At 34.5% G+C, this 25797-nt stretch carries 31 protein-coding genes; 20 read left to right on the plus strand and 11 right to left on the minus strand.

Features of this window, described 5'->3' with window-relative positions:
• The first annotated feature begins 6 nt into the window (after positions 1-6).
• Positions 7-651 carry a DUF1684 domain-containing protein gene (locus P177_RS05645; protein WP_036152772.1) on the plus strand — a complete coding sequence of 215 codons (645 nt, stop codon included), beginning with the start codon at positions 7-9 and terminating at the stop codon, positions 649-651.
• Positions 652-736: 85 nt separating this feature from the next.
• Here the strand turns inward: P177_RS05645 and P177_RS05650 are convergent, their stop codons facing one another.
• The 5 genes from P177_RS05650 to P177_RS20010 all read right to left on the minus strand — a co-directional run bounded on the left by P177_RS05650 (position 737) and on the right by P177_RS20010 (position 4362).
• Positions 737-1753 carry an outer membrane beta-barrel protein gene (locus tag P177_RS05650; protein WP_036152775.1) on the minus strand — a complete coding sequence of 339 codons (1017 nt, stop codon included), beginning with the start codon at positions 1751-1753 and terminating at the stop codon, positions 737-739.
• Between the two features lie 96 nt (positions 1754-1849).
• Positions 1850-3130, minus strand: coding sequence for an ammonium transporter (locus tag P177_RS05655; protein ID WP_036152777.1), 1281 nt, complete (start codon positions 3128-3130; stop codon positions 1850-1852).
• Between the two features lie 32 nt (positions 3131-3162).
• Positions 3163-3501, minus strand: a complete 339-nt coding sequence (locus P177_RS05660; protein ID WP_036157884.1) for a P-II family nitrogen regulator — start codon at positions 3499-3501, stop codon at positions 3163-3165.
• A 291-nt stretch (positions 3502-3792) separates the two neighbouring features.
• Positions 3793-4164, minus strand: coding sequence for a fluoride efflux transporter CrcB (gene crcB, locus P177_RS05665; protein ID WP_036152779.1), 372 nt, complete (start codon positions 4162-4164; stop codon positions 3793-3795).
• Positions 4165-4182: 18 nt separating this feature from the next.
• Positions 4183-4362, minus strand: coding sequence for a hypothetical protein (locus tag P177_RS20010; RefSeq protein WP_157486474.1), 180 nt, complete (start codon positions 4360-4362; stop codon positions 4183-4185).
• 352 nt (positions 4363-4714) lie between these two features.
• Between P177_RS20010 and P177_RS05675 the strand changes: the two genes are divergently transcribed.
• A complete protein-coding gene (locus P177_RS05675; protein ID WP_036152784.1) occupies positions 4715-5101 on the plus strand; it encodes a pyrophosphohydrolase domain-containing protein in 387 nt (128 codons plus the stop codon).
• Positions 5102-5132: 31 nt separating this feature from the next.
• On the opposite strand, the gene P177_RS05680 is transcribed toward P177_RS05675, so the two are convergent.
• Positions 5133-6203 carry a branched-chain amino acid aminotransferase gene (locus tag P177_RS05680; RefSeq protein ID WP_036152786.1) on the minus strand — a complete coding sequence of 357 codons (1071 nt, stop codon included), beginning with the start codon at positions 6201-6203 and terminating at the stop codon, positions 5133-5135.
• A gap of 72 nt (positions 6204-6275) precedes the next feature.
• Between P177_RS05680 and P177_RS05685 the strand changes: the two genes are divergently transcribed.
• The 10 genes from P177_RS05685 (at position 6276) to P177_RS05730 (ending at position 15843) form a co-directional block, all read left to right on the plus strand.
• On the plus strand, positions 6276-6791 hold the full coding sequence (locus P177_RS05685) for a DUF4920 domain-containing protein (RefSeq protein WP_051941729.1): 516 nt from the start codon (positions 6276-6278) through the stop codon (positions 6789-6791).
• Positions 6792-7454 carry a tRNA (5-methylaminomethyl-2-thiouridine)(34)-methyltransferase MnmD gene (gene mnmD / locus P177_RS05690; protein ID WP_036152789.1) on the plus strand — a complete coding sequence of 221 codons (663 nt, stop codon included), beginning with the start codon at positions 6792-6794 and terminating at the stop codon, positions 7452-7454.
• A 113-nt stretch (positions 7455-7567) separates the two neighbouring features.
• A complete protein-coding gene (locus P177_RS05695; RefSeq protein ID WP_051941730.1) occupies positions 7568-8530 on the plus strand; it encodes a TIGR01777 family oxidoreductase in 963 nt (320 codons plus the stop codon).
• Between the two features lie 139 nt (positions 8531-8669).
• Positions 8670-9227, plus strand: a complete 558-nt coding sequence (locus tag P177_RS05700; protein WP_036152791.1) for a nucleotide exchange factor GrpE — start codon at positions 8670-8672, stop codon at positions 9225-9227.
• A 9-nt stretch (positions 9228-9236) separates the two neighbouring features.
• Positions 9237-10355, plus strand: a complete 1119-nt coding sequence (dnaJ, locus tag P177_RS05705; RefSeq protein WP_036152794.1) for a molecular chaperone DnaJ — start codon at positions 9237-9239, stop codon at positions 10353-10355.
• A gap of 237 nt (positions 10356-10592) precedes the next feature.
• On the plus strand, positions 10593-11531 hold the full coding sequence (locus P177_RS05710; RefSeq protein WP_036152796.1) for an ABC transporter ATP-binding protein: 939 nt from the start codon (positions 10593-10595) through the stop codon (positions 11529-11531).
• The gene (locus P177_RS05715) at positions 11524-12870 is read left to right on the plus strand and encodes an ABC transporter permease (RefSeq protein ID WP_036152798.1); all 1347 of its coding nucleotides are present in this window, start codon (positions 11524-11526) and stop codon (positions 12868-12870) included. Before P177_RS05710 ends, P177_RS05715 begins: the two co-directional genes overlap by 8 nt.
• Positions 12867-13802 carry a mechanosensitive ion channel family protein gene (locus P177_RS05720; protein ID WP_036152800.1) on the plus strand — a complete coding sequence of 312 codons (936 nt, stop codon included), beginning with the start codon at positions 12867-12869 and terminating at the stop codon, positions 13800-13802. Before P177_RS05715 ends, P177_RS05720 begins: the two co-directional genes overlap by 4 nt.
• Complete coding sequence (locus P177_RS05725; RefSeq protein WP_036152802.1) at positions 13789-14670, plus strand: DUF6268 family outer membrane beta-barrel protein; 882 nt, start codon at positions 13789-13791, stop codon at positions 14668-14670. Before P177_RS05720 ends, P177_RS05725 begins: the two co-directional genes overlap by 14 nt.
• A gap of 9 nt (positions 14671-14679) precedes the next feature.
• Complete coding sequence (locus P177_RS05730; RefSeq protein ID WP_036152805.1) at positions 14680-15843, plus strand: sigma-54-dependent transcriptional regulator; 1164 nt, start codon at positions 14680-14682, stop codon at positions 15841-15843.
• 9 nt (positions 15844-15852) lie between these two features.
• Here P177_RS05730 and P177_RS05735 read toward each other — a convergent pair whose 3' ends face one another.
• A complete protein-coding gene (locus tag P177_RS05735; protein WP_036152807.1) occupies positions 15853-16548 on the minus strand; it encodes a hypothetical protein in 696 nt (231 codons plus the stop codon).
• A 184-nt stretch (positions 16549-16732) separates the two neighbouring features.
• Between P177_RS05735 and P177_RS05740 the strand changes: the two genes are divergently transcribed.
• The 3 genes from P177_RS05740 to P177_RS05750 all read left to right on the plus strand — a co-directional run bounded on the left by P177_RS05740 (position 16733) and on the right by P177_RS05750 (position 20024).
• Positions 16733-17614, plus strand: a complete 882-nt coding sequence (locus P177_RS05740; protein WP_036152810.1) for a PPK2 family polyphosphate kinase — start codon at positions 16733-16735, stop codon at positions 17612-17614.
• Positions 17586-18980, plus strand: a complete 1395-nt coding sequence (locus tag P177_RS05745; protein ID WP_051941731.1) for a M20/M25/M40 family metallo-hydrolase — start codon at positions 17586-17588, stop codon at positions 18978-18980. The genes P177_RS05740 and P177_RS05745 overlap by 29 nt, the downstream gene beginning before the upstream one ends.
• A 111-nt stretch (positions 18981-19091) precedes the next feature.
• Positions 19092-20024: a peptidylprolyl isomerase gene (locus P177_RS05750; protein ID WP_036152812.1), complete on the plus strand. Its 933-nt coding sequence runs from the start codon at positions 19092-19094 to the stop codon at positions 20022-20024.
• A gap of 321 nt (positions 20025-20345) precedes the next feature.
• Here the strand turns inward: P177_RS05750 and P177_RS05755 are convergent, their stop codons facing one another.
• On the minus strand, positions 20346-20540 hold the full coding sequence (locus P177_RS05755) for a cold-shock protein (protein ID WP_027064347.1): 195 nt from the start codon (positions 20538-20540) through the stop codon (positions 20346-20348).
• Positions 20541-20669: 129 nt separating this feature from the next.
• On the minus strand, positions 20670-21308 hold the full coding sequence (locus P177_RS05760; RefSeq protein WP_036152814.1) for a peroxiredoxin: 639 nt from the start codon (positions 21306-21308) through the stop codon (positions 20670-20672).
• A gap of 111 nt (positions 21309-21419) precedes the next feature.
• On the opposite strand from P177_RS05760, the gene P177_RS05765 reads away from it, so the two are divergent.
• The gene (locus P177_RS05765) at positions 21420-21956 is read left to right on the plus strand and encodes a YfiT family bacillithiol transferase (RefSeq protein WP_036152817.1); all 537 of its coding nucleotides are present in this window, start codon (positions 21420-21422) and stop codon (positions 21954-21956) included.
• Positions 21957-21961: 5 nt separating this feature from the next.
• Here the strand turns inward: P177_RS05765 and P177_RS05770 are convergent, their stop codons facing one another.
• Positions 21962-22489 carry a GNAT family N-acetyltransferase gene (locus P177_RS05770; RefSeq protein WP_036152820.1) on the minus strand — a complete coding sequence of 176 codons (528 nt, stop codon included), beginning with the start codon at positions 22487-22489 and terminating at the stop codon, positions 21962-21964.
• Between the two features lie 17 nt (positions 22490-22506).
• Positions 22507-23073: a thioredoxin family protein gene (locus P177_RS05775; RefSeq protein ID WP_036152822.1), complete on the minus strand. Its 567-nt coding sequence runs from the start codon at positions 23071-23073 to the stop codon at positions 22507-22509.
• Positions 23074-23162: 89 nt separating this feature from the next.
• Between P177_RS05775 and P177_RS05780 the strand changes: the two genes are divergently transcribed.
• Genes P177_RS05780 through P177_RS05795 form a run of 4 tightly spaced genes read left to right on the plus strand, consistent with a single transcriptional unit; the run spans position 23163 to position 25777 of the window.
• Positions 23163-23465 (plus strand): hypothetical protein, encoded by a 303-nt coding sequence (locus tag P177_RS05780; protein WP_036152824.1) that lies wholly within the window; start codon positions 23163-23165, stop codon positions 23463-23465.
• Positions 23465-23803 (plus strand): tRNA-binding protein, encoded by a 339-nt coding sequence (locus P177_RS05785; RefSeq protein WP_036152826.1) that lies wholly within the window; start codon positions 23465-23467, stop codon positions 23801-23803. The genes P177_RS05780 and P177_RS05785 overlap by 1 nt, the downstream gene beginning before the upstream one ends.
• Before the next feature lie 4 nt (positions 23804-23807).
• Complete coding sequence (locus P177_RS05790; protein WP_036152828.1) at positions 23808-24728, plus strand: bile acid:sodium symporter family protein; 921 nt, start codon at positions 23808-23810, stop codon at positions 24726-24728.
• Complete coding sequence (locus P177_RS05795) at positions 24725-25777, plus strand: lysophospholipid acyltransferase family protein (RefSeq protein ID WP_051941732.1); 1053 nt, start codon at positions 24725-24727, stop codon at positions 25775-25777. The genes P177_RS05790 and P177_RS05795 overlap by 4 nt, the downstream gene beginning before the upstream one ends.
• Positions 25778-25797: the final 20 nt, after the last annotated feature.

Here is a 25797-nt window from a genome sequence, read left to right on the forward strand (position 1 = left end):
AGAGATATGAGATTATGTATTGCAGTTTTAGTTTTAGGAATGTTTGTTTCATGCGGACAAGAAAAGAAATATCACGATGTAAAGGATGAAGTAGTTGCTACTGCAACATCAAATAAATTGGCGGATATTTTAATTTTTCAGAAAGAATTAAATGCTGAATTTAAAGACCCTGAAACTTCTCCATTAGCGGATCGCTTTCGTATTGATTTTGAAAGCTTGGATTTCTTTGAGCCAGATACCAGTTATGTCATTGAGGCAGAATTTATAAGAACTCCTGAAGCGTTGCCATTTTCAATGCCTACTACTACAGATAGGGAGTCTACGGAGGTTGTATATGCTATCGCTAAGTTCTCTATTAATGGAAAAGCCCATGAATTGGAAATTTACCAATCTCCAGATTTAATTACTCAAGAAGAATATGAGGATTATCTGTTTTTGCCTTTTACAGATAATACGAATGGTGAGGAAACTTATGGTGGTGGTAGATATTTGGATTTAAGAATTCCTGATGGTAATACAATTATTCTTGATTTTAATAAAGCATACAATCCGTATTGTGCTTATAATAAAAAGTTTAGTTGTCCTCTTGTGCCTGCCGTAAATAATTTAGATACTGAAATTAAAGTAGGGGTAAAGGCATTTGACCACTAAGTTGTAAAAAAATAAAAACCTCGGCAGGTATTGCCGAGGTTTTAAAACTTAAACTATAAAATCAACCATTAATTTTATCAACAACTTAGAAAGAGTAGATAGCTGCTACTAAGAAGGAAGATAAGCTTTTAGAATCTGCTCCGTCTGCGTCAAAGTAAGGCTCAACATCATTACCCCAAGAATCTAATCTGATCTCAGGCTTAATTATTAAGTTTTCTACTGAATAACTTCCAGTTAAAGTTAACCCCAATACACTTGGGTTGTCTATACCAGGAGTATCTAAATCAACAGCAAAGTATTCACCTCTTAAACCTATTGAGAAATCATCTGAAGTAGCATATTGAGGGTAAAGTGCTACACCTGAGAAACCTGCACCGTCATTATCAGCATAAGCTGCATTAATTCCTAAGAAGAAATCTTCAGAAAGATCAAAACCACCTGTATAATCTATTTCGAAACCTAATGCTTCACCACCATCGTAGTAGAAGTTAAGGTACTGACCTGAATATCCTAATTGAGCACCCGCAGAGTAAGCTCCAGTTAAGTTATTGTTCGTATCGGTCACGTTCATAATAGCTAACATTAAGCTAAAATCATCTGAAAGAGCAAAATCAGCCTTTAAACCTACATGTGAAAATGGTCCGTTAGAAAATAAGCGTGAAGTACTATAGTTAAAGTTACCTACAGGCGAAATTACTTCATATCCTAAATAAGTATTAAATCTACCCATTGTTAATGTAGTACCTTCAGATACATTCCAGTAAGCATAAAGTTGGTTTAGGTTATATCCGCCAACAGCTTCATCGCCTCTTGGTCCAAAAACTACATCTGCAACTACACCGGTTTTCTCACCTTCATAAGTGGCAATAATATTTGCCATACCTAAAGCAAAACCAAGCTCATTTGCAAATGAACTGCCAAATGATTGTGCTGTGGCATCAGATGCACTCAAGTTTGTTTGATAGTAAGCATCTACCGAACCGCTAATGCTTATTTTTTTCTCTTCTTCATCTTCCTGAGCTACCAAACCAGCGGCTGCAAAAAGGATAAGACCTGTTGCGAAAATATTTTTTACGTACTTTGTATTAATAATCGTTTTCATAAATTTTGATTTTTATCCCTTTTGGGATGAATTAATTTGAGTAATTTATTGAGAGGTTATGTAACGGAGCGTTCTGCAAAACGCTCCGTATTTTTTTTATTTGTCGCTTGAAATATGCTCAGGGTATGCTTCAAGACCATGCTCTGTAATATCCAATCCTTCGATCTCGTCTTGTTTAGAAACTCTTAAACCTATTGTTTTCTTTAATATAAATAGAACAACAAAGGTTCCAAAAGCAGCCCATAAAATGTAAGCTAAAGAACCGTAAGTCTGAACCCAAAGAAGACTAGCGCCACCTCCGTATAAAAGACCACCGTCTAAAGCGAATACACCTACTAATACAGTACCGATGAAACCACATGTACCATGTACAGAAATAGCACCTACTGGATCGTCAATTTTAAACTTTTTGTCCAATATTTCAATAGAAAGAACTACTGCTAGTCCACATACTAGACCTATTGCAACCGCACCCCAGGCATTAACAGCACCACAACCAGCTGTGATACCAACTAAACCTGCTAAAGCACCATTCAATGTCATAGAAAGATCTGGCTTTCCGTATTTTATCCAAGTAAGGAAAAGAGCGGAGATAGCTCCAATTGCAGCCGCTAAGTTTGTGTTGATAATTACGCTACCTGCCGCAATAGTATCATCACCACCCCAAGCTAACTGAGAACCACCGTTAAAACCGAACCATCCTAACCAAAGGATAAGAACACCTAACGCGCCGTACATCATATTGTGACCCGGAATAACTTTTACTTCTCCGTCAACATATTTACCAATTCTTGGACCTACCATAATGGCAGCTACCAAAGCAGCACCACCACCTACGGCGTGTACTACAGAAGAACCTGCAAAATCAATAAAACCAGCAGTGTTTAACCACGCATCATCATCAAATGGCCAGTACCAGCTACCAGATATTGGGTAAATAAATGTTGTTAATACTGCAGATAAAATTAAATAAGTTGAAAATTTAGTACGTTCTGCAACTGCTCCAGATACAATTGTAGCCGCTGTTGCACAGAATACAGTTTGGAAAAATAAATTATACCAATCTGTTGCGCTAAAGAAGAAATATCCTTGTTCAGCAGGACTTGATCTAAAAAAGCCTCCTAATACTAGATCACTACCGTACATGATACCGTATCCTACGGCCCAGAACATAATTGAACCTACGGCAAGGTCCATTAAGTTTTTCATTACTATGTTTCCTGAGTTCTTACTTCTGGTAAAACCGACTTCTACCAAAGTGAACCCTGCTTGCATAAAGAAAACTAAAATAGCGGCAATGGTAATCCATAAGGCTCCCATGTCACCATTTATCGCTTCTATAGCTGCATTCATTGATTCTTGTGTTGCTTCATTCATAATTGTAATTTTTTGAGTGGTTCTTATAAGGGTTAGTTAATTCCTGCCAAACCTTTTTCTTTGGTTCTAATTCTATAGGCTTCTAATACTTCTGATACAAATACTTTTCCGTCACCAACATTACCTGAATATGCCGATTCTAAAATTGTATCTACTGTTTTTTCTAAAAAGTCATCTGAAACAACTATAGATAAATACCTACGTTGAATATCTGTAGTGCTGTAAGAAATTCCACGATAAACATGCCCTTGTTTTTCATTTCCTACCCCGGTTACATCCCAGTAACTGAAGAAGTTCACCTCTATTTGATGCAATGCCTCTTTGACATCGTCAAATTTTGATTTTCTAATAATTGCCTCGATTTTTTTCATTTGAATAAGTTTTTGATATTGCCAAATATATGTTAAAAACATTCACACCCTAAAAATATTAGGGGATCACTGCTGATTTTTGTCAGTATGATAATTTATACCCCTAAAAATTTAGGGTATTGTTATTATTGGATGTTTATATTAAAGATAACGAGAGTGAGGAATAGTGATTTGGGACTTATCATAAAATAATCGTCAGAAAATTGACTAATTATCTAACGATTGTTTAATAAAACGGCAAATACTTAAAAAAATGTATAAAAATAAAATAGTGAGCAATGAATGTTATTTCTATAACATTTTGCAAATCCATAGCCCAAATGATATAGCAAGTATACCAATAGCTACACTTAAGCCCATATATAGGGATGTTTGAAGTAGTGAGGATTCTTTAAATAAGATGTTACTTTCTAGTGCAAAGGTTGAAAAGGTAGTGAAGCCACCACAGAAACCGGTAGCCAATAATAATGTCTGGTTTTCTGAAATGTAATTGTTTTTGAGAGAGAGTCCTATTAGTATACCTATAAGTAGACAGCCAATAATATTGACCAAAAAGGTACCTAAATAGAAATTTGAATAGTAGGTATTTAGGTTCTTAGATACATAGTATCTTAAAATACTACCAAAACCTCCGCCTAAAAAAACCAGTAAAAATTGTTTCATACCTTATAAAGGTAAAAACTAAACTGCTTTCTTGTAGCTTGTAGTAAGTAAATCTAAAGGATAGATTACAGATGTTGGTTGTTTAGCTGATTTTTGAGCTGTTGTTTTCGCTTTTTGAGAAACACTGATCAAACTAACTGCTACCAACGCAATGTTAATACCTACTAATACTAAAAAAATTGTAAGAAATGTCATCATAATTTATTACACCTTTATAGATGAATAACGCAAAATTACGGTATTTGGTATATATAACGTCGATTATCATCGTTTTGTTGTGAAAACGTTAATTTTTGTGGTGTAGGAAAAAAATTAACTATTCTTTTAGGAAAAGCTTTATGAATAGCAGTAGAATTATGAATAGTGTAAAGAAAACACCAATCCATTTTACGCCTTTGAAGTTTTTTTTGTGTAATTCAAGGTCTTTTCTGTAGGAAATAATAATTATGATGGCGAAAACCACTGCAAAAGCGATTGCAAAAATGATTTGTCCGGTGCTAAACATATTTTATATTTTTACGCAAAGCTAACTGAAAACAGTATAATAAAGATGAAAAATAAAATCAAAGCAGTAGAAGAATTTCATAATTCTTTTGGTCTGGGTGTTTCAGAAGATATGATTGCGGATTTAGGAGAAGCAAAGAACACCTTGCGTTTTAATTTAATGGACGAGGAAAATAATGAATATTTAGAAGCAGCTCAGAATAACGACCTCGTTGAAGTTGCTGATGCATTGGGTGATATGCTATACATATTATGTGGTACTATATTAGAACACGGTATGCAGTATAAGATTGAAGAAGTATTCAATGAGATACAAAGAAGTAATATGAGTAAGCTAGGTGAAGATGGCAAACCTATTTACCGTGAAGATGGAAAAGTGCTTAAGGGACCTAATTATTCTAAGCCCAATATTGGTGCTATTTTAGATAAATAAAAAAAGGGGCGATTCGCCCCTTTTTTTATTGTTATGATTTTACTTTATAGCGCCATCCGAATATATCTTCAGATTTGTTGTATTGTATGTCTGTTATGATTTTCTTTAATTGTTGACCAAAACTATTTTCCAACTCTGGTAAATCATAATCGGTATCTCTGTAACCAAAACCTGCAATGGGTGAAATAACCGCTGCAGTACCTGCACCGAACATTTCTTTTAATGACCCGTCTTTTGCGGCTTCAACAACTTCTTTTACCGTTATCTTTCTAACCTCGGTCTTAATACCTTGATCTTTAGCAATGTCTAAAATACTTTTTCTGGTAATACCATCAAGTATACGATCACTGGTAGGTCCTGTTAATAAGGTGTCATTTATTCTAATGAATATATTCATGGCACCAGCTTCTTCAATAAATTCATGGTTGGTGTCATCTGTCCAGATTACTTGGTTATATCCTTTTTCAACAGCAAGTTGCGTTGGGTAGAATTGACCTGCATAGTTACCGCCAGCTTTAGCATAACCTACGCCACCATTTGCCGATCTAGAATATTTTTCTTCTATAAGTACTTTTACCTTACCGGAGAAATAAGATCCAGATGGTGCGCAAGCGATTATGAAGGTATATTCGTTTGCAGGCGATGCATGAAATCCGTTACCAGAAGCAAACATAAACGGTCTTATATATAAAGAACTACCATCTTTAGTTGGTATGAAATCTTTGTCTAGATTTAGAAGTGTGGTCAAGCCTTCCATAAAAAAATCTTCTGGAATTTCTGGAATACACATTCTTTTGGCAGAAATGTTAAAACGTTTATGGTTTTCTAATGGTCTAAATAGGTAGACATCATCATTTTTATCTTTATAAGCTTTCATACCTTCAAAAATAGATTGTCCGTAATGAAAAATCTTTGAAGAAGGGTCTAACGTAATAGGTTGGTATGGTGTTATTTTAGGAGTTTCCCACGCACCATTCTTATAAGTACAGACTAACATATGGTCTGTGAATACTGAGCCAAAAGCAAGATTGTCAAAATCTACTTGGTCAATTTTTGAAGTTTTTACCTTTTCTACTATGATATCTTTCGTTGCAATACTCATGAAATACGTAACTTTAGTTGATTAAAATTAAACAAATATCCCTACTAGCACTTCTTTTTTAGTTTTAAATTGATGAGTTTTGCAGGTATATCAACATTTTTAGGATTTATGAAAGGATTTAACATATTACTTGTCTTTTTGTTTGGGTTTTTTACATGCCTTGCCCAGAAAGATGCTGAAAAAAATGCATCAGAGTTTTACGGCGAAGAGTTTAAAATCACATCATTGAGTGACAAAAATGAAGTAATGGCACAATTTGCTTCGTTACCAGTAGCAGATTCTTTGAATATTCAATTCAAGACTAAAGTAAAAGAAGTTTGTAAGGTAAAAGGATGTTGGATGATTGTTGAATTGCCAGAAGGTGAGCAAGCAATGGTAAGATTTAAAGATTACGGATTTTTTATGCCGGCAGATATTCTTGAAAAAGAAGTTGTTTTGAACGGATTGGCATTTGTAGAAGAAATGAGTGTTGATGATCAAAGACATTATGCAAAGGATGGTGGTAAAACTTCAGAAGAAATTGCAAAAATAACAGCTCCTAAAAGAACGTATAGTTTTGAGGCAACGGGAGTAATAGTTCCTAATTAATTGAAAAGAGAAATTATTACTACGGGAGATGGTTCTAAGACCATTCAAATTATGGACTGGCAAGAGCAGTACCATTCTAAGCATGGTGCTATACAAGAAGCTTACCACGTGTTCATAAAATCTGGATTGGATTTATTTAAAGATCAAGAGTTGAACATTCTTGAAATAGGTTTTGGTACCGGTTTAAATGCTTTTATAACCTTAATTGAATGTCAAAAGCGAAATCTTCAAATTAAATATACTGGTGTAGAGGCTTACCCTGTATCGGCAGAAGAACTTGTTCAGCTAAATTACTTAGAGGAATTAAATGCTATTTCAAGAAAAGATGATTTTGATTTAATGCACGCTTCTTCATGGGGGCAAGAGATAGAAATTACTTCGAACTTCAAACTAACTAAGCAACAAAAGCTTTTTAAGGAAATAGAAGATATTAATACTTATGATCTCGTCTTTTTCGATGCTTTTGGTGCCCGTGTGCAACCGGAATTATGGACGGTAGAAATTTTTCAAATTATGTTTAACGCTATGAAAAGTGGTGGTACATTAGTTACTTATGCTGCAAAGGGTAGTGTTAGACGTGCTATGTTAGAGGTCGGTTTTCTTGTTGAAAGATTGCCCGGTCCTCCAGGCAAAAGAGAAATGTTGCGAGCAAAAAAACAATAATTTTTGGGGTATTAATAAATCTTTAACACGTTGTACATCAATAGCTATGGCAACAATGTTAAATCGAAATTAAATAGTGTATCTAGATGTATCAAAAATAATACCTTTAGTCCATGAAAGTATTGATAACAGGTGCGACAGGTTTAGTAGGTAGCGAGTTAGTATCTCAATGCCATGATATAGGTTATACCGTTAACTACCTTACTACACGAAAAAATAAAATTGTTTCAACAGATAACTATCAAGGTTATTTTTGGAACCCTACTAATGGAGAAATAGATGCAAAATGCCTAGATGGTGTTTCGGTCATTATCAATTTAGCTGGTTCAAGTATATCTAAAAGATGGACAAGTAGCTATAAAAAAGAGATAATCAATAGTAGGGTTAATACTTTGGAGCTTCTAAAGAAAACGCTGCAAGAAAATGAAAGCCATACGGTAACTTCTCTGGTTTCTGCTTCGGCGATAGGTATTTATCCAGATTCCTTAAGTAATTACTATACCGAGAATGAAGAAAAAGTTGATGATAGCTTTTTGGGAGAAGTAGTTAGTGTTTGGGAAAAGAAAATCAATGAGTTTAAAACAATAGGATTATCAGTTGCTAAAGTGCGTATCGGGTTGGTTATGTCAAAAGATGGTGGTGCGTTACCAGAAATGGCAAAACCAGTTAAGTATTATGTAGGCGCTGCTTTTGGTTCTGGTGAACAGTGGCAATCATGGATTCATATATCAGATTTAGCTGGTATATTTTTACATATAACCAAGTATAAATTAAAAGGGACATATAATGGTGTTGCGCCAAATCCTGTAACTAATATGAAGTTGGTAAAAGAGATTGCCAAGGCTTTAGATCAACCTTTGTTTCTACCTAATGTTCCAAAATTTGTAATGTATACCGTACTTGGTCAAATGGCATATATCTTATTTGCCAGTCAGCGTGTAAGCAGTAAAAAAATAGAAGAAGAAGGTTTTATATTTCAATATGCCAATATTTGTCAAGCACTTAGTACTATTTATGATACAAATGCTGCGTGTGTAGATGCTAAAAATAATACAGTGAAACAATTTGTGTCATAGAAACTTTTTCATTTGTCAGATATAATTAAATCCGCTTTTAGGCGGATTTTTTTTTAATCTTTTGTGACATTTTGACATTTTTAAAGAATTGGCAGTACTTTTGCCTGCTTTTAATCAGCGAATTAAATTACAATAAGTTATGAGTGATAAAGAAAACACTTTGGATGAAGAATTCTTGGATGATGCGCTATTAGATGGCGAAGAGCAAGAACAAAAGCTGGAGAGTGAAGAGGAAGGGGAAGAAAAGTCTGTAGAAGAGACACTTAATGAGGAACTGGCGAAAGAGAAAGATAAGTTTTTGAGATTGTTTGCAGAATTTGAGAATTATAAAAGACGTACTTCTAAAGAACGTATGGAGTTGTTCAAAACTGCAGGACAAGAAGTGATAGTTTCATTATTGCCTGTATTGGATGATTTTGACAGAGCAATGAAAGAATTGGCGAAGTCAGATGACAAAGAAGCTTTTAAAGGTGTAGAGCTAATTAACGTTAAGCTTAGAGAAACACTAAAAGGTAAAGGTTTAGAAATGGTTGAGGCAAATGCAGGTGATGTATTCGATGCAGAAATACATGAAGCAATTACTCAAATACCGGCTCCTGATAAAAAGATGAAAGGTAAAATTATCGATGTCATCGAAAAAGGATTTAAGTTGGGCGACCGTATCATTAGGCATCCAAAAGTAGTAGTAGGAAATTAAAAGATTGGAATGAAGGAAGATTATTATGAAGTATTAGGCATCAGTAAGAATGCAACTGCTGCAGAAATAAAGAAAGCATACCGTAAAAAGGCATTGCAATATCACCCAGATAAAAATCCGGGAGATAGTTCTGCCGAAGAGAAGTTTAAAAAATCTGCTGAAGCTTATGAGATTCTTAGCGATGCAGATAAGAAAGCTCGTTATGATCAGTTTGGTCATTCTGCCTTTGAAGGCGGCGGTGGCGGCGGTTTTGGCGGCGGTATGAATATGGATGATATCTTCAGCCAGTTTGGTGATATTTTCGGCGGCGGCTTCGGCGGTGGCGGTTTTGGCGGCTTCGGCGGTGGCGGTGGTCAACGTAGGGTTAAAGGAAGCAATCTTCGTATTAGGGTTTCATTGACCTTAGAAGAGATTGCAAATGGTGTAGAGAAAAAAGTTAAGGTAAAACGAAAAGTTCAGGCAGAAGGGGTTACCTATAAAACATGTTCTACTTGTAATGGTAGAGGGCAGGTGACAAAAATTCAGAACACTATACTTGGTAGGATGCAAACAGCAGCTGTTTGTAGTACTTGTGGTGGTAGTGGTCAAATTTTAGATGGTAAACCTGGTGATGCGGATGCACAAGGACTTAAAGTTGCAGAAGAGACCGTTTCTATAAATATACCGGCAGGTGTAGAGGAAGGTATGCAGTTGAAAGTGCCTAATAAAGGTAATGATGCTCCAGGAAACGGAGTTCCAGGAGATTTATTGGTTGCCATAGAAACTCAAGAACATAGTACCTTAAAAAGAGAAGGTGATAACTTACACTACGATCTTTATGTAAGTATTTCTGAAGCTGTTTTAGGTACGTCAAAAGAAATAGATGCCGTAGGTGGTAAAGTTCGTATTAAGCTAGAAGCTGGTATTCAATCTGGTAAAATATTAAGACTTAGAGGTAAGGGTATTACAAGTTTAAATGGTTATGGTGCTGGTGATATATTGGTACACGTAAATGTTTGGACACCTAAAGAATTGAATAAAGAACAACGAGAGTTCTTTGAGAAAATGCAGGGCAATGATAATTTTGAGCCTAGACCGGAGAAATCTGATAAGTCATTTTTTGAAAAAGTTAAAGATATGTTCTCTTAAATTCTATTTAATTAGTTTTTAAATAAAAAACGTATATTTGAGATAATATTGGGCAACCAATATTAATTTTCTTTTTCATAGCAATTTTTTTCCCATCCTTGATTTATTAAGGGTGGGTTTTGCTTTTTATAACATATTTGATTAATCAAATAGTTCTTTTAATGTGTTGTTTTATAAAGGATTCATAAAGAGTGTAGCTAGTCCAAACATTTCAATATCTTTGTAGAAATTGAGTACATGAGTCACATTTTGGTTGCTAGTGATGTCACCAAACAGTTTGGAAGCCATACGGCATTGAAGAACGTTTCCCTTGAAATTCCCAAGAATAGTATTTACGGGTTACTAGGGCCTAACGGGGCCGGTAAAACCACCTTGATACGTATTATAAATCAAATCACTTTTCCAGATAAAGGTGCTGTCTATTTTGATGGTGAGTTACTGAAGTCTGAGCATATTGCACAAATTGGTTATTTACCAGAAGAGCGCGGTCTGTATAAAAGCATGAAAGTTGGCGAACAGGCACTTTACCTAGCACAGCTAAAAGGTTTGTCCAAAGCTGAAGCAAAGAAGAGATTGAAGTATTGGTTTGAAAGATTGGAGATTGGCGATTGGTGGAACAAGAAAATACAAGAGCTTTCTAAAGGTATGGCACAGAAAATACAATTTGTGGTTACCGTGCTTCACGAACCAAAACTGTTGATTTTTGATGAACCTTTTAGTGGTTTTGATCCTATAAACGCTAACATTATCAAAGAACAGATTTTAAGTCTAAAGGAAAATGGTACTTCCATAATTTTTTCGACACATAGAATGGAGTCCGTTGAGGAACTGTGCGAGTATATAGCATTGATTCATAAATCTGAAAAAATATTGGATGGTAAATTATCCGATATTAAAAAAGCTTACAAGAATAATATTTTTGAAATTGGTTTAGAAACCAGCAATCAAGAAGCGCTGCTACTTGAAATGAAAGATAAGTTTCAGATTATTACCCAAGATTATGATAGTATTGAAAACCAGTTGAACCTTAGGGTGCAACTACCCTCTAATCAATCGGGTGAAATTTTGTCCTTTCTTGGCTCTAGGGCAAACGTAAACGGATTTATCGAGACCATACCGTCTGCAAATGATATTTTTATCAAGACCATTCAAAATAAAAATATCGACAATGAATAAGTTACCTCTAATTATAAAAAGAGAATACATTGCAAAAGTGCGTAATAAGTCTTTCGTGGTAATGACCTTTTTGAGTCCTATTTTAATGGTTGGTATGATATTGTTAATAGCATATTTAACCCAATTAAATGACACTGAGAAAAAGGTGATCGGTGTATTGAACGAGAGTAGTTATTTTGCCAATGAATTTGTAACCTCGGAGGCTACTTCATATATCAATTTTAAAGATATAACGCTAGAACAGGCAAAAGACTCTACTATGGGTTTAGGTTTTTATGGTCTTATATACCTGCCAAATGAAACTAATTTAGAACAGGTTGCGCAGCGTGCTTTTTTCTATAGCAAAGATGCTCCAAGTGCTACGGTTCTAGATAAGTTAGAAAATTCTATTACGAGTAGACTGCGTCAAGAGCGATTACGAGAACTTGGGGTGTCACCCAAGGAGTATGCAGAGATGGACCGTAGTTATAACATAAATATTGAAACTTTTGATGGACTACAGAACGTTAAAGGAATCAATGAAATCAAAGCGATTATTGGTGGCGCATTTGGCTATTTAATAATGATGTTCATCATTATTTACGGAGGCTTTGTAATGCGAAGTGTTATTGAAGAAAAAACCAGCCGTATTATTGAAGTTATTATTTCTTCTGTAAAACCTTTTCATTTAATGATGGGCAAAATTATTGGGACATCTCTTGCGGGTATTACACAATTTGGAATTTGGATTATTTCTGGAGCCATTCTGTTGTTCATTGGTTTGGCTATTTTTGATATTGACCCGGCAAGTCTCACCAAAGGCGGTGGTGTAGCACCTGGAATGGCAAATACTACTAATGTTGATGTAGATGCCCTTACCCAAAACATTCAATTATATACCCAAGAAATATTTGAGTTACCCATTTTTGCAATGCTTTTCTTTTTCATTGTTTATTTTATGCTGGGTTATTTGATTTATAGTTCTATCTATGCTGCAATTGGTGCGGCGGTGGATAATGAAACGGATACGCAACAATTTATATTTCCGGTAATACTACCGTTAATGTTGGCTATTTACGTAGGGTTCTTTTCTGTATTTAGTAATCCTAATGGACCAATAGCCGTTGCTTTTTCCCTTTTTCCTTTAACATCACCAATTGTAATGTTGATGCGTTTACCTTGGGGTATTGGTGATGGTGGAGTACCTGTTTGGCAATTGGTTACGTCAATTCTAATATTAATAGGTACTTTTATTGGTATTGTTTGGGTAGCTGCAAAAATTTACAGAGTAGGTATTTTAATGTACGGTAAAAAACCTAGCTATAAAGAATTATATAAGTGGCTTAAATATTCGTCATGATTCAAGAAAGTACAGAAAAAATAAAAGATATAATTGAGGATGATATTTGGGGGACTATAAAGAAATTTCTAGACCTAGGTTATCATTTTGGGGAAGGTGAAAAATCTATTCATATAACCATAGGTCTACTATTGTTATTAACTGTAGCATTTTTACTTACCAGTACGATTTTACAGGCTATTCGAAGATTTTTTACAAGAAAAATGGAGGTGGATGATAAGCTTAAGTTTATCAGCATATTTAAGTTCATCAAGTATTTGGTGTATGTGATAGTCATCCTATTTACCATGAGTGCGGCCGGTATTAATATTACCATTTTAATAACGGCATCTGCGGCACTTTTTGTTGGACTTGGTTTGGCTTTACAAGAGATTTTTCAAGATATCATTGGTGGTATATTTATTATAGTAGATAAATCATTAAGAGTTGGTGATATTATTGAAATAGATAATAAAGTGGGTAAAGTATTTGAGATTAAACTAAGAACTACAAGGGCAATTACCAGAGATGATAAGGTAATTATAATACCAAATCATAAATTTATCAGTGACATCGTTTATAACTATACACAAAATCATAAAACTACTAGGGAATTGGTTCGCATAGGTGTGGCGTATGGTAGTGATATAGAACTTGTGACTCAAATATTATTAGATATAGTGAAGTCGCAAAGAACTATTTTAAAAAGTCCCAAACCATTTGTAATCTTTGAGGACTTTGGTGATTCTGCCCTCATATTTGCCGTTAATTTTTACATTACCGATAGTTTTACAGACCCACGTGTAAAAAGTGAAGTACGGTATAAAATAGATGCTGAATTTAGAAAGTATAACATCTCCATTCCTTTTCCTCAAAGAGATGTGCATTTGTTTCAACAAAGTCCACTTCAGAACAACAATGTTTCAAATGCAGAGGATAATGAAAAAGCATAACCTTGTTTTTCTGTTCTTAGGTTTACTGCTTTTTACTTTTACCAAAGTTATAGCACAGACGCCAGATGTATTTAGATTAGAATATATGCTGATGCCAGAAAATAGTGGTGATGTTGAAACATCACGTATTAAATTGGTGTTGAACGTGCCCATTGCGGTTCGTGATAAAAAGGATTTTTTAGTTCTTGGGGCAGAGTATAACAGATACAATTTTGAGGTTCCTGACGATTTGTTTCCTAATTCTGGAGACTTAAGCAAATTTCATGTGCTAGATGTGAATTTGGCTTATATGTATAAGTTATCTGAAACCTGGCGGCTAATTGGTGTAGTTACCCCTAGATGGTCTACTAATTTTGTTCAGGAACTGGAAAATGAGGATTTTAATATGAACTATACCTTGGGCGCATATAAAAATGTTAAAGATGTGGATAAGCCCTATATGTTGGTTTTGGGTATTTCTTATAATGGTACTTCTCCAATAGATGTACCGTTGCCCTTTGTATATTTTGAGAAGCGATTTCACCCAAACTGGGCCTATACTTTAGGAGCACCAAAATCTGGTATGAAGTATTTTACCAAAAAAGGACATTTCTTTCAGACTGAAATATTTTTGGATGGATATTATGTGAATATCCAGAATGATATTTTATTGCCCGGTAATAATTTATCTACTGATGTTTCTTCTACGGCATTATTATTGACATTAGGGTATCAATATAAAATAACTAAGGATATGTCCGTTTACTTTATAGGTGGTCGTTCTATTTATCAAAATAGTGCTTTACGAAATGAAGAAAGAGATGATATATTTACCTTAAACGACGCATCGGGTCTATATTTTAGAACAGGAATAAGAATAGGAATTTAAAAAGCAGTTATGTCAAAGATATTAGTAATAGAAGATGAAGCAGCAATTAGAAGGGTATTGGTTAAAATTTTATCCGAAGAAAATGATGCCTACTCCGTAGAAGAAGCCGAAGACGGATTAAAAGGTATTGAGACTATAAAGAACAATGACTATGACTTAGTACTCTGCGATATAAAAATGCCAAAAATGGATGGCGTAGAAGTACTAGAAGCTGCCAGAAAGATTAAACCTGAAATTCCTTTTATCATGATTTCCGGTCACGGAGATTTAGATACTGCCGTAAATACAATGCGTTTAGGTGCTTTTGATTATATCTCTAAGCCACCAGATTTAAATAGATTGCTTACTACCGTTAGAAATGCACTGGATAGAAAAGTTTTGGTTGTAGAGAACAAGAACTTGAAGAAAAAGGTAAGTAAGAATTATGAAATGATCGGTGAGAGTAGCGAAATAGGTACTATCAAAGATATGATCGAGAAAGTGGCACCTACAGATGCCCGTGTTTTAATAACCGGGTCTAATGGTACCGGTAAAGAACTTGTAGCACATTGGCTACATGAAAAGAGTGCAAGAAGTTCAGGATCTTTTATTGAAGTAAACTGTGCTGCAATACCTTCTGAATTAATAGAAAGTGAATTGTTCGGTCACGTAAAAGGTGCTTTTACATCTGCAGTTAAAGATAGAGCAGGAAAGTTTGAAGCTGCTAATAAGGGTACTATATTTTTAGATGAAATAGGGGACATGAGCCTTTCTGCACAAGCAAAGGTATTGAGAGCGTTGCAAGAAAGTAAAATATCTAGAGTTGGTACAGATAAAGATATAAAAGTGGATGTTCGTGTACTTGCAGCTACGAATAAAGATTTAAAGAAAGAGATTGAAGAAGGTAACTTTAGAGAAGATTTATACCACAGACTTGCCGTTATTCTTATACAGGTACCCAGCTTAAATGATAGAAGAGATGATATCCCATTACTAATTGAGCATTTTTCTAAAAAGATTGCTGCAGAGCAGGGTATGGCCGGTAAGACTTTTTCAGAAAAAGCTATTAAGTTATTAAAAGCTTATGATTGGACAGGGAATATTCGTGAATTAAGAAACGTTGTTGAAAGGTTGATTATCCTTGGTGGCCAAGAGGTATCAGAGGATGATGTAAAATTGTTTGCCAGTAAGTAGTCTTAATAGTTACTTTTTGGAAGAACAATTACCAATTTTGTTTAAAGCTTCTTGGGTAATCTCTTTAGTGCGCAGATTGTAATATTTGCTGCCTTCAGAGATATCCGGTTTTAATAATTGAGCTTCACATTCATCAAAAATTCTAATTGCAAAAGCAGTAGCGTCTTTGCAGTTAACACTTTGAACTACCTTATCTAACGAAATGCGATATTTCTCTAAAGAAGCATCAATAGTTTTAAAAAGGTCTTTTTTCTTGATCGTTTTTTTTGCAGTAGTGTGGGTTGTAGAAGAACTGGTATTTATAGAAAGTGAATCGTTATCATAAGCACTTTCATGTGAATCGTGAGATTCTAATACTAATATGGTATTGTTAGTTAATTCAAAAGATTTATTTAAGTAACTTATAGTACCCTCTAATGTGGTTGATTTGGTGGCAAGTGATAGTACCTCCATGTTTTCCAACATGCTTTCTTTTGCTAATTTACACCCACAAATATTTAACTGGTTTTTAGATTTCTCTAATGCGCTAAGTGCTTTGTAAGCGTAAAAACGAGCTTGATTTATATCTTGGGTAAGTAATGCTGCGTTTATTTGAGATTTAGCATAACCCATATTAGAATTGGCATATTCACACTCAACATTCATACCAAATGAGGATAGGGACAGTAGTGCGATTGCACAGAAAAAAAAGATATTTTTCTTCATAAGTAGGTGGTTTTAGTGCAAGATTTGGGGTCTTACACGGATAAATTTAGATGCTTTACCTTGTTGAAAATATTATTTTCGATACAATACACTTCAATCACGATAAACGGAATTTGTGAGAATTGTATTACTTATGTTTTGGTGTTGAATTAGTAATAATTAATATTAAATTTTATATTTCAGAATGGATAAAATAAAAATAGACAATTATAGAACCAATAAAAATTTTAAAATAGCTGATTATGAGACTTTTGAAGATTTTGGGAAGTCTGAGAAGGAGCTTAAAAAAGAATTGTCAAAAATAAGAAGAGATCTTGGCGAATTTCAAGATACTATTTATGCACATGGAAAATATAGTATTCTAGTTTGCCTCCAAGGTATGGACACCGCTGGTAAAGATAGTTTGATTCGTGAGGTATTTAAAGATTTCAATGTCAGTGGTGTGGAAGTACATAGCTTTAAAGTCCCTACCGAACTAGAATTAAGTCATAATTATCTATGGCGACATTATTTGGTATTGCCGGCAAAAGGCAAATTTGGCGTATTTAATAGAACCCATTATGAAAATGTTCTGGTAACTAGGGTACACCCAGAATACATTTTAAACGAACATATACCGGGTATACACACGGTAGATGATATAGATCAAAAATTTTGGGATAAAAGATTTGAGCAAATAAATGACTTTGAACGACACCTAGCTGAAAACGGAACCTTAATTTTTAAATTCTTTTTAAATCTATCTAAAGAAGAACAACGCCAACGATTATTAAGGCGATTAGCTCTTAAAGAGAAGCATTGGAAGTTTTCTCCAGGTGATTTAAAAGAACGTAAGTTGTGGGATACATATCAGAAATGTTATGAAGAAGCTATTTCTAAAACAACACATGGTCATGCACCATGGTTTGCGGTACCTGCAGATAATAAAAAGGCAACACGTATAATAGTGGCATCCATACTATTAGAATCGTTAAAAAAATACAAAGATATTAAGGAGCCTATGTTAAGCGAAAAAATAATGGCTAATTTAGACAGCTATGAAGAACAATTACAGACTGAACAGTAAACTTGCTTTATTATTTGTTATTGCACTCACATATGTGGGTTGGTCTCAACAAACGGATCAAGAACAAATAAAGAAGCTTTATGATACCGCTCTTACCGAAGGCGATGGTTATGATTGGTTAAATTATTTATCTAATCAAATAGGTGGGCGGTTATCTGGATCTATTCAAGCCCAACAAGCTGTAAATTATACAAAGGTGCAATTAGATTCTTTAGGTCTAGACAAAGTTTGGTTGCAACCGGTAATGGTTCCTAAATGGGTAAGGGGTACACCAGAATTTGCTTACTTTGAAACATCGCCAGGTACAACTACTAATGTACCTATTTGTGCAATTGGTGGTTCAGTAGCTACTCCGGCAACAGGTGTAAAAGCGAATATTATAGAGGTTCAAGGTATAGAACAGCTAGCAGCGCTTGGCAAAGATAAAATTCAGGGAAAAATAGTGTTTTTCAATAAGCCTATGGATGCTACCCAAATTAACACGTTTACTGCTTATTCTAATTGTGTAGATCAGCGTTATGCAGGTGCTTTAGAGGCATCTGAATTTGGTGCTGTAGGCGTAATTGTTCGTTCAATGAATCTTCGTTTAGATGATTATCCGCATACGGGATCAATGAACTATGGAGAGCAAGCGGTATCAGAAAGAATTCCTGCAGCGGCAATTAGTACCAATGCAGCAGAATTATTAAGTACTTCTTTAAAATTGAATCCTGCTATTGAATTTTATTTTAAACAAAACTGTAAACAATTCAATGATGTAGAATCATATAATGTTATTGGGGAAATTAGAGGAACAACTAAACCAGAGGAAGTTATCGTTGTTGGCGGTCATTTAGATTCTTGGGATCTTGGCGATGGTTCTCATGATGATGGTGCTGGTTGTGTTCAAAGCATGGAGGTCTTAAATCTATTCAAGAAAACAGGTTATAAGCCAAAACGAACGGTAAGAGTAGTCCTTTTTATGAATGAAGAAAATGGTTTAAGAGGTGGAAAGAAGTATGCAGAAATAGCTAGTACCAAAAATGAAAAACACATTTTTGCATTAGAAAGTGATTCTGGCGGATTTTCTCCACGCGGATTTTCTTTTGAAAGTTCTGATAAAGATTTTGAGAAGGTTTTGGAATGGAAAAGTCTTTTTAAACCATACTTAGTACACTATTTTGAAAAAGGTTTTAGTGGTGCGGATATTGGTCCGTTAAAAAACGATGGATTGGTATTGGCAGGTTTACGACCAGATTCTCAACGTTATTTTGATCATCACCATGCTGAGAACGACACCTTTGAGCATGTAAATAAAAGAGAGCTTCAATTAGGGGCTGCATCTATGGCAAGTTTAATATACCTGGTAGATAAATACGGATTTTAATTTCTATTATTTCTGCTTTAATAGTAACGGAATCAATTTGTGTTTTTGAAAATCACGAAATGTTCAAATCGTTAAATTTCTTTACCTTTGCCAGATACTAAAAAAATAAAAATGGAAGACGGAATTTACGCCAAGTTCAATACAAATAAAGGCGAAATACTAGTAAAATTAACTCACGATAAAACTCCTGGTACTGTAGGTAACTTTGTAGCTCTTGCAGAGGGTGACAAAGAGAATAGTGCTAAGGGTAAAGGTGAGCCTTATTATAATGGTTTAAAATTTCATAGGGTTATTCCAGATTTTATGGTTCAAGGAGGATGCCCTCAAGGTACCGGAACAGGTGATGCTGGCTATAAATTCGATGATGAATTTCATCCAGAGTTAAAGCATGATACTCCTGGTGTTCTTTCTATGGCAAATGCCGGTCCTGGAACTAATGGAAGCCAATTTTTTATTACTCACGTACCTACACCATGGTTAGATAACAAGCATACTGTTTTTGGTCATGTAGAAGCTGGTCAAGAAGTTGTGGATGCTATAGCGCAAGATGACGTTATTGAATCTATGGAAATTGTTAGAGTTGGTGATGCAGCACAAAAGTGGGATGCATTAAAGGCTTTTGAGGATTTCAATGCTTCAGGTGAGGCAAGATTGGCAGCAGAAAAAGCACAGCAAGAAGCTGAACTTGATAAAGTAGCGGCAGGTTTTGATACTACGCCATCAGGACTTCGTTATAAAATGATCCAGAAAGGTGATGGTGCTAAAGCTGTTAAAGGTGAGAAAGTTTCTGTACACTACGAAGGTTCTCTTTTAAATGGTCAAGTATTCGATTCATCTTACAAACGTAACTCTCCTATAGATTTTCAATTAGGAATTGGTCAAGTTATTCCAGGTTGGGATGAAGGTATTTCTTTACTACAAGTTGGTGATAAAGCACGTTTTGTAATCCCTTCTGATCTAGCTTATGGATCTGCAGGTGCAGGTGGAGTTATACCACCAAACGCTACACTGATCTTTGATGTAGAATTAATGAAGGTAGGTTAAGAAACCTAACTGCTTTAAAATAATAATAAACACCTGTATCATTTTGATATGGGTGTTTTTTTTGATGTTTACTTTTTACGAGTTACGAAACTGCCTAAGAGCAAAATAACGTTAACTACCATCAAAACTAAAAATACGGTCAAAAATGTGGTCATAAATACATGGTTAAGGTCGGGGAACCGTTCTTGTTTAATCTATAGATATGTATTTATATAAAAGGTTGCGTTTAGGTTGAACATTTTTTTTAAAAAAAATATAGGCACAAAAAAAACCCGAACCAATTGGTTCGGGTTTTATACTATAAAAAAGTTAAATCTTTACCTAGTCAATTACCTTCACATTAACGGCGTTTAATCCTTTTTTACCTTGTTGTAGTTCAAATTCTACAACATCACCTTCACGAACTTCATCGATTAAGCCAGAAATGTGTACAAAATGATCTTCGTTTGAACCATCTTCAGTGATAAATCCGTAACCTTTAGAATCATTGAAGAATTTTACTGTTCCTTTACTCATAATAGAAAAATTAAATATTAATTAAAGAGCGAAGATAGTTTTTTTTTGTTTAAAAACTTAAAATCTTCTACGTTATCTTATAGTTAACAAATTTATTCTAATGTATTGAGAATGAACTTGTTTTTAAGACTATGCAGTTGGGTCTGGAGTCATTCTTAAATATGGTTTTACCTCTGTAACTCCTTTTGAAAAAATGCCTTTTGCATCATCGGTTGATATAGCCGGACTCACTACTACATCCTTGCCATGCTCCCAATTTGCTGGTGTTGCAACTTTATGATTCGCTGTAAGTTGTAAGGAATCTACTACTCTTAATAGTTCATAAAAGTTTCTTCCGGTAGAAGCTGGGTAAGTCAATGTTAGTTTCACGGTTTTGTCTGGTGCAATAATAAATACAGAACGCACTGTAAGATTATTATCTGCATTTGGGTGAATCATGTCATATAAATCAGAGACTTTTTTATCCTCATCTGCAATAATTGGAAAATTTACCACTGTATTTTGCACTTCGTTGATATCCTTTATCCATTCAGCATGTGAAGCTGCACCATCCACGCTTAATGCTATCATTTTTACATTGCGCTTGTCAAACTCATCTTTGAATTTAGCTGCGGTACCTAATTCTGTTGTACATACCGGAGTAAAATCTGCTGGGTGAGAAAATAAAATTCCCCAACTATCACCTAAATAATCGTAAAAGTTGATGGTCCCCATTGAGCTGTCTGCTGTGAAATTAGGTGCTTTGTCACCCAAACGTATTGTTGCCATATTGATATATTTTTATGTATTTAATTTTATATCCTATAAAATTAGTAGATTAATTAGCTTTGTCTAAAGTTTTTGGGTTAAAAGTCTATTAAAATTTTCTACTTTTAGTTTATGGAAGAATTAGAAAAATTACGATATCCGATTGGTCATTTTGAGTGTCCTGAAAATATTTCTGATGAGCATATAAAGCAATGGATAAATGCGTTGGAAACATTACCGCAACGGTTAGTTGATTTGGTCAGTGATTTTTCTGAATCTCAATTAGAAACTCCCTACCGTGAGGGTGGTTGGACGGTAAGGCAAGTAATTCATCATATAGCAGATAGTCATCACCATAGTTATACTCGTTTTAAATGGGCTTTGACAGAGAATAGACCGCTCATTAAGGTCTACGAAGAAAAATTGTGGAGTGAACTTATTGATGCCAAGACAGCACCCATAGCTCTTTCACTTTCCTATTTAACGGCGTTGCATGCTAAATTGGTTTATATGTGTGAAAGACTATCACCAGATGATTTAAAGAGAAGTTATATTCACCCTGTAGGGAACGTTAATGTATCTGTAGCAGAAAATATTGGTAAATATGCATGGCATGGAAACCATCATTTTGCACATATTAAAACCTTGGCTGAGCGTAAAGGTTGGTAAGAAATTTATAAGACTTTTTTTAGGAGGTACATAGGTTTTTCGTCTTCAATAACATTGTTGAATGGCACTTGGGTTATGGCTGCTATTTTAAAAGAATGTTTTTGATAAAATGGTAGCGCCATTCCTTTTTGCATAGATTCTAAAAAGATTACTTTTTTAGCGTTATTCTTGGCAATTTTTTCAACGAACTGCATGCTTTTAGCACCTATGCCTTTTCCTGAATATTCGTTGAGTATATAGATTTTGTCAAGGTACAAAGCATCAGCTTTGCTAAACTCTTGTAGTTTTTTGTGCAAGGTGATTTTTAACAAACCTACATATGCGGATTCTAATTTAATTACATATAAAATGGTATCCTGATCTTTTTCTTCCTGTAGTAAAACCTCTTTCGTAAAGCTATTTTCTATATATGTTTTGGTATTGCCATTGGGCCATAAATGTGTGTAATGTTGATTATAGGCTTTCGTGCCTATGTCAATATAGGTGTTGTAAAGTTCTGGTTTCAGTTGTTCAAACTGAATATTATTCTCCATAATTTGTGGTGAGAATTTTATTGATTATTAGATTTCCATTTAATATTACAACCTATGCTAGGCTTTTGATTTGGGTCTATTGCTTCACCTTTTAAAAGATTTTCAATGGCATTTCTTAGGTCTTTGCCGGTTAACGGTAAACCATTTCCTGGTCTAGAATCATCTAGCTGACCGCGGTAAACTAATTTTAGCTCTCCGTCAAAAAGGAAAAAATCCGGTGTGCAGGCGGCATTGTATTTTTTTGCAATAGATTGGTCTTCGTCATATAGGTATGGGAAAGTATAATTTTCAGCTTTAGCCTTTATCCTCATATAATGTGGACCATCTTCTGGGTAGTTTTCAACATCATTGCTCGAAATAGCTATAAAGTGAATTCCTTTTTTCTGATATTCAATAGCCATTTTAGTGATTTCTGGATTCACATGAATTACAAAGGGGCAATGGTTGCAGACAAACATGATCATTGTTCCCTTATGACCGTTTAAAGCGTGCAAATTCATGGTTTTTTTACTTACAGTATCTAACAGACTAAATTCTGGTGCTACTGTACCCAATGCCAACATTTTGCTTTCCGTTCTTGCCATATCAACTAATATTTTATGGTACTAAGTTAAGGATTATATTAAGCTTGTCTTTCCTTTATAGTATTCATAAACTTTTAAAAATTTCAAAAATGGAAAATTCATATATTTCTTTATCCAACGCAATTAAGGCATTACAAGATGAGGGTTACACGGAAGATTTTAACTTGTGTGATGCTGGTGTAGAAAATAAAAGCAAGAAAAGCATACATACTGCAACAGAATTGGAGGTCGTAAAATTTTATCGTTTTGAGGGTATGAGCAACCCAGATGACAATACTATCTTATATGTTATTGAAACTAATACTGGTGAAAAGGGGCTTTTGGTAGATGCGTACGGAATGTATGCGGGCAATGTACCTAAAGATATGATAGAAAAGCTTAAATTGAGCTAATGAAAGATACAATAACCAGGCAAGATTTCAGTAAGATCGATATGAGAGTGGGTACAATTATAGATGTTCTGGATTTTCCGGAGGCTAGAAATCCCTCATATAAATTACATATAGATTTTGGTGATGAAATAGGGGTTAAAAAAACATCTGCTCAAATAACGGAAAAATACAAGAAAGAAGACCTTGTAGGACTTCAAGTAACAGCTGTTGTTAATTTTCCTAAAAAGCAAATTGCCAATTTTATGAGTGAATGTCTTATATTGGGAGCAGTAGAAAATAGTTCCGTGGTGCTTCTTCAACCGCAAATGAAAGTGCCAAACGGATTAAAAATCTCCTAGATATTTGACTGATAATATTTTAGATACCATTCATATTAATTTTGATTCGGGTTCACTTTGGATGATGAACCTTGTTTTAAGTTTGGTAATGTTTGGCGTAGCTTTAGAGATTTCAGTTTCAGATTTTAAACCTTTGTGGCAAAAGCCTAAATCGTTGTTATTGGGTTTAACTAGTCAGTTTGTTTTACTGCCGGCTTTAACTTTTTTATTGGTGCTCATAATTGAGCCTTTACCAAGCATAGCACTTGGTATGTTTATGGTTGCGGCCTGTCCTGGTGGTAACATTTCTAATTTTATATCATACTTATCTAAAGCCAATACGGCATTGTCCGTAAGTCTTACCGCTATTGCTACTATGTTAGCGGTTGTAATGACACCCTTAAATTTTCATTTCTGGTCCATGCGCTATGAGCCTAGTGCGGGTTTAATTCAAGATATTTCAATAGCACCTTTAGAGATGATCAAACTGGTTTTTTTATTACTAGGGCTGCCTTTGATTTTAGGTATGTACGTAAATTATAAGAAACCAAAATTGGCATTGAAAATAGCAAAGAAACTAAAAATAGTATCATTGGTGTTTTTTATTTGCTTGGTATTTATAGCGCTATTTAATAACCGAATTATTTTTATGGATTATGTACTTTATGTTTTTTGGATCGTATTAATTCATAACCTTATTGCATTTTCTACGGGTTATAGTCTTGGTCGATTATTTAAATTACCGGTAGGTAGTCTTAGGTCCATAACTATTGAAACTGGAATACAGAATTCTGGTTTAGGCTTACTTTTGATTTTCACCTTTTTTGAAGGATTAGGAGGCATGGCGCTTCTTGCCGCATTTTGGGGAATTTGGCATATAGTTTCGGGATTAATTTTAGCTGCTTTCTGGAATAGAAAACCAGTTACTAAAGAGACTATAGCGTGAGCGGATTATTGTATTCTTTGGTTAAAATTGTTGTAAGAACCGGACTGTACGGTTATCATAAGAAAATCGTCATTTCTGGGCTAGAGAATATTCCTAAAGATAAGCCTGTAATGTTTTTACCAAATCATCAAAGCGCACTTATAGATGTTTTATTAATTGCAACAGATTGTAATAGAAAACCTTATTTTTTAACGCGATCAGATGTTTTTAAGGGCAATTTTTTAAAACGTATGTTCTCTTATTTTCAAATGCTACCTATATATAGAATGCGCGATGGTAGAGATACACTTTCTAATAACGATGCTATATTTAATTCATGTGCAGAAATCTTAAATAGGGGAGAAGCTCTACTTTTATTCCCAGAGGCAAATCATAACCTAAAGCGAACGGTTAGAACTTTAAGCAAGGGCTTTACAAGAATTTTGATACGCACTTTTGAATTATACCCAGATGTAGATGTTCAACTAATACCTGTAGGTTTAAATTACAAGCATGCCGCTCATTTTCCTGATGAGGTTGCAATACATTATGGAGCCCCAATTTCAGCTAAGAGTTTTTATGATTCAAAAGACCTGAATAAAACAAGTTTTGATATGAAGCGGGAAGTTTCTGAGCGACTGAAGAAATTAACCGTTCATATACCAAATGATGGAGAGTATGAGATGATTTTAGATCGATTAAACGCCGAGAACGCAGACTTTCTAAATCCTATGTCAACGAATAAAAAAATTGAATCATACACTCATGAAGAGCAGCGATTATCTAATGACACAATACCTAGACAAGAAGAGCGAAGTTTATTTAAGTTTTTATTTACTGTGTTAAATTTTCCGTTTGTTCTTATTTGGAGGACATGGTTGAAACCAAAAGTACCTGAAGATGAGTTTATGGGTACCTTTAGATTTGCCTGTGCAATTATAACTTATCCTATTTACATGACTTTGCTTTTTGCTATTCTATCATTTAGTTTATCTGCATACTTAGCATGTATAATACTGAGTATATTGACATTGGTAAATGTTATGTTGGTAAAATATGGTTTGCGGTAGTAAACTATCTACAAAATAAA

It is taken from the genome of Maribacter forsetii DSM 18668 (genome assembly GCF_000744105.1).
GTDB lineage: Bacteria > Bacteroidota > Bacteroidia > Flavobacteriales > Flavobacteriaceae > Maribacter > Maribacter forsetii.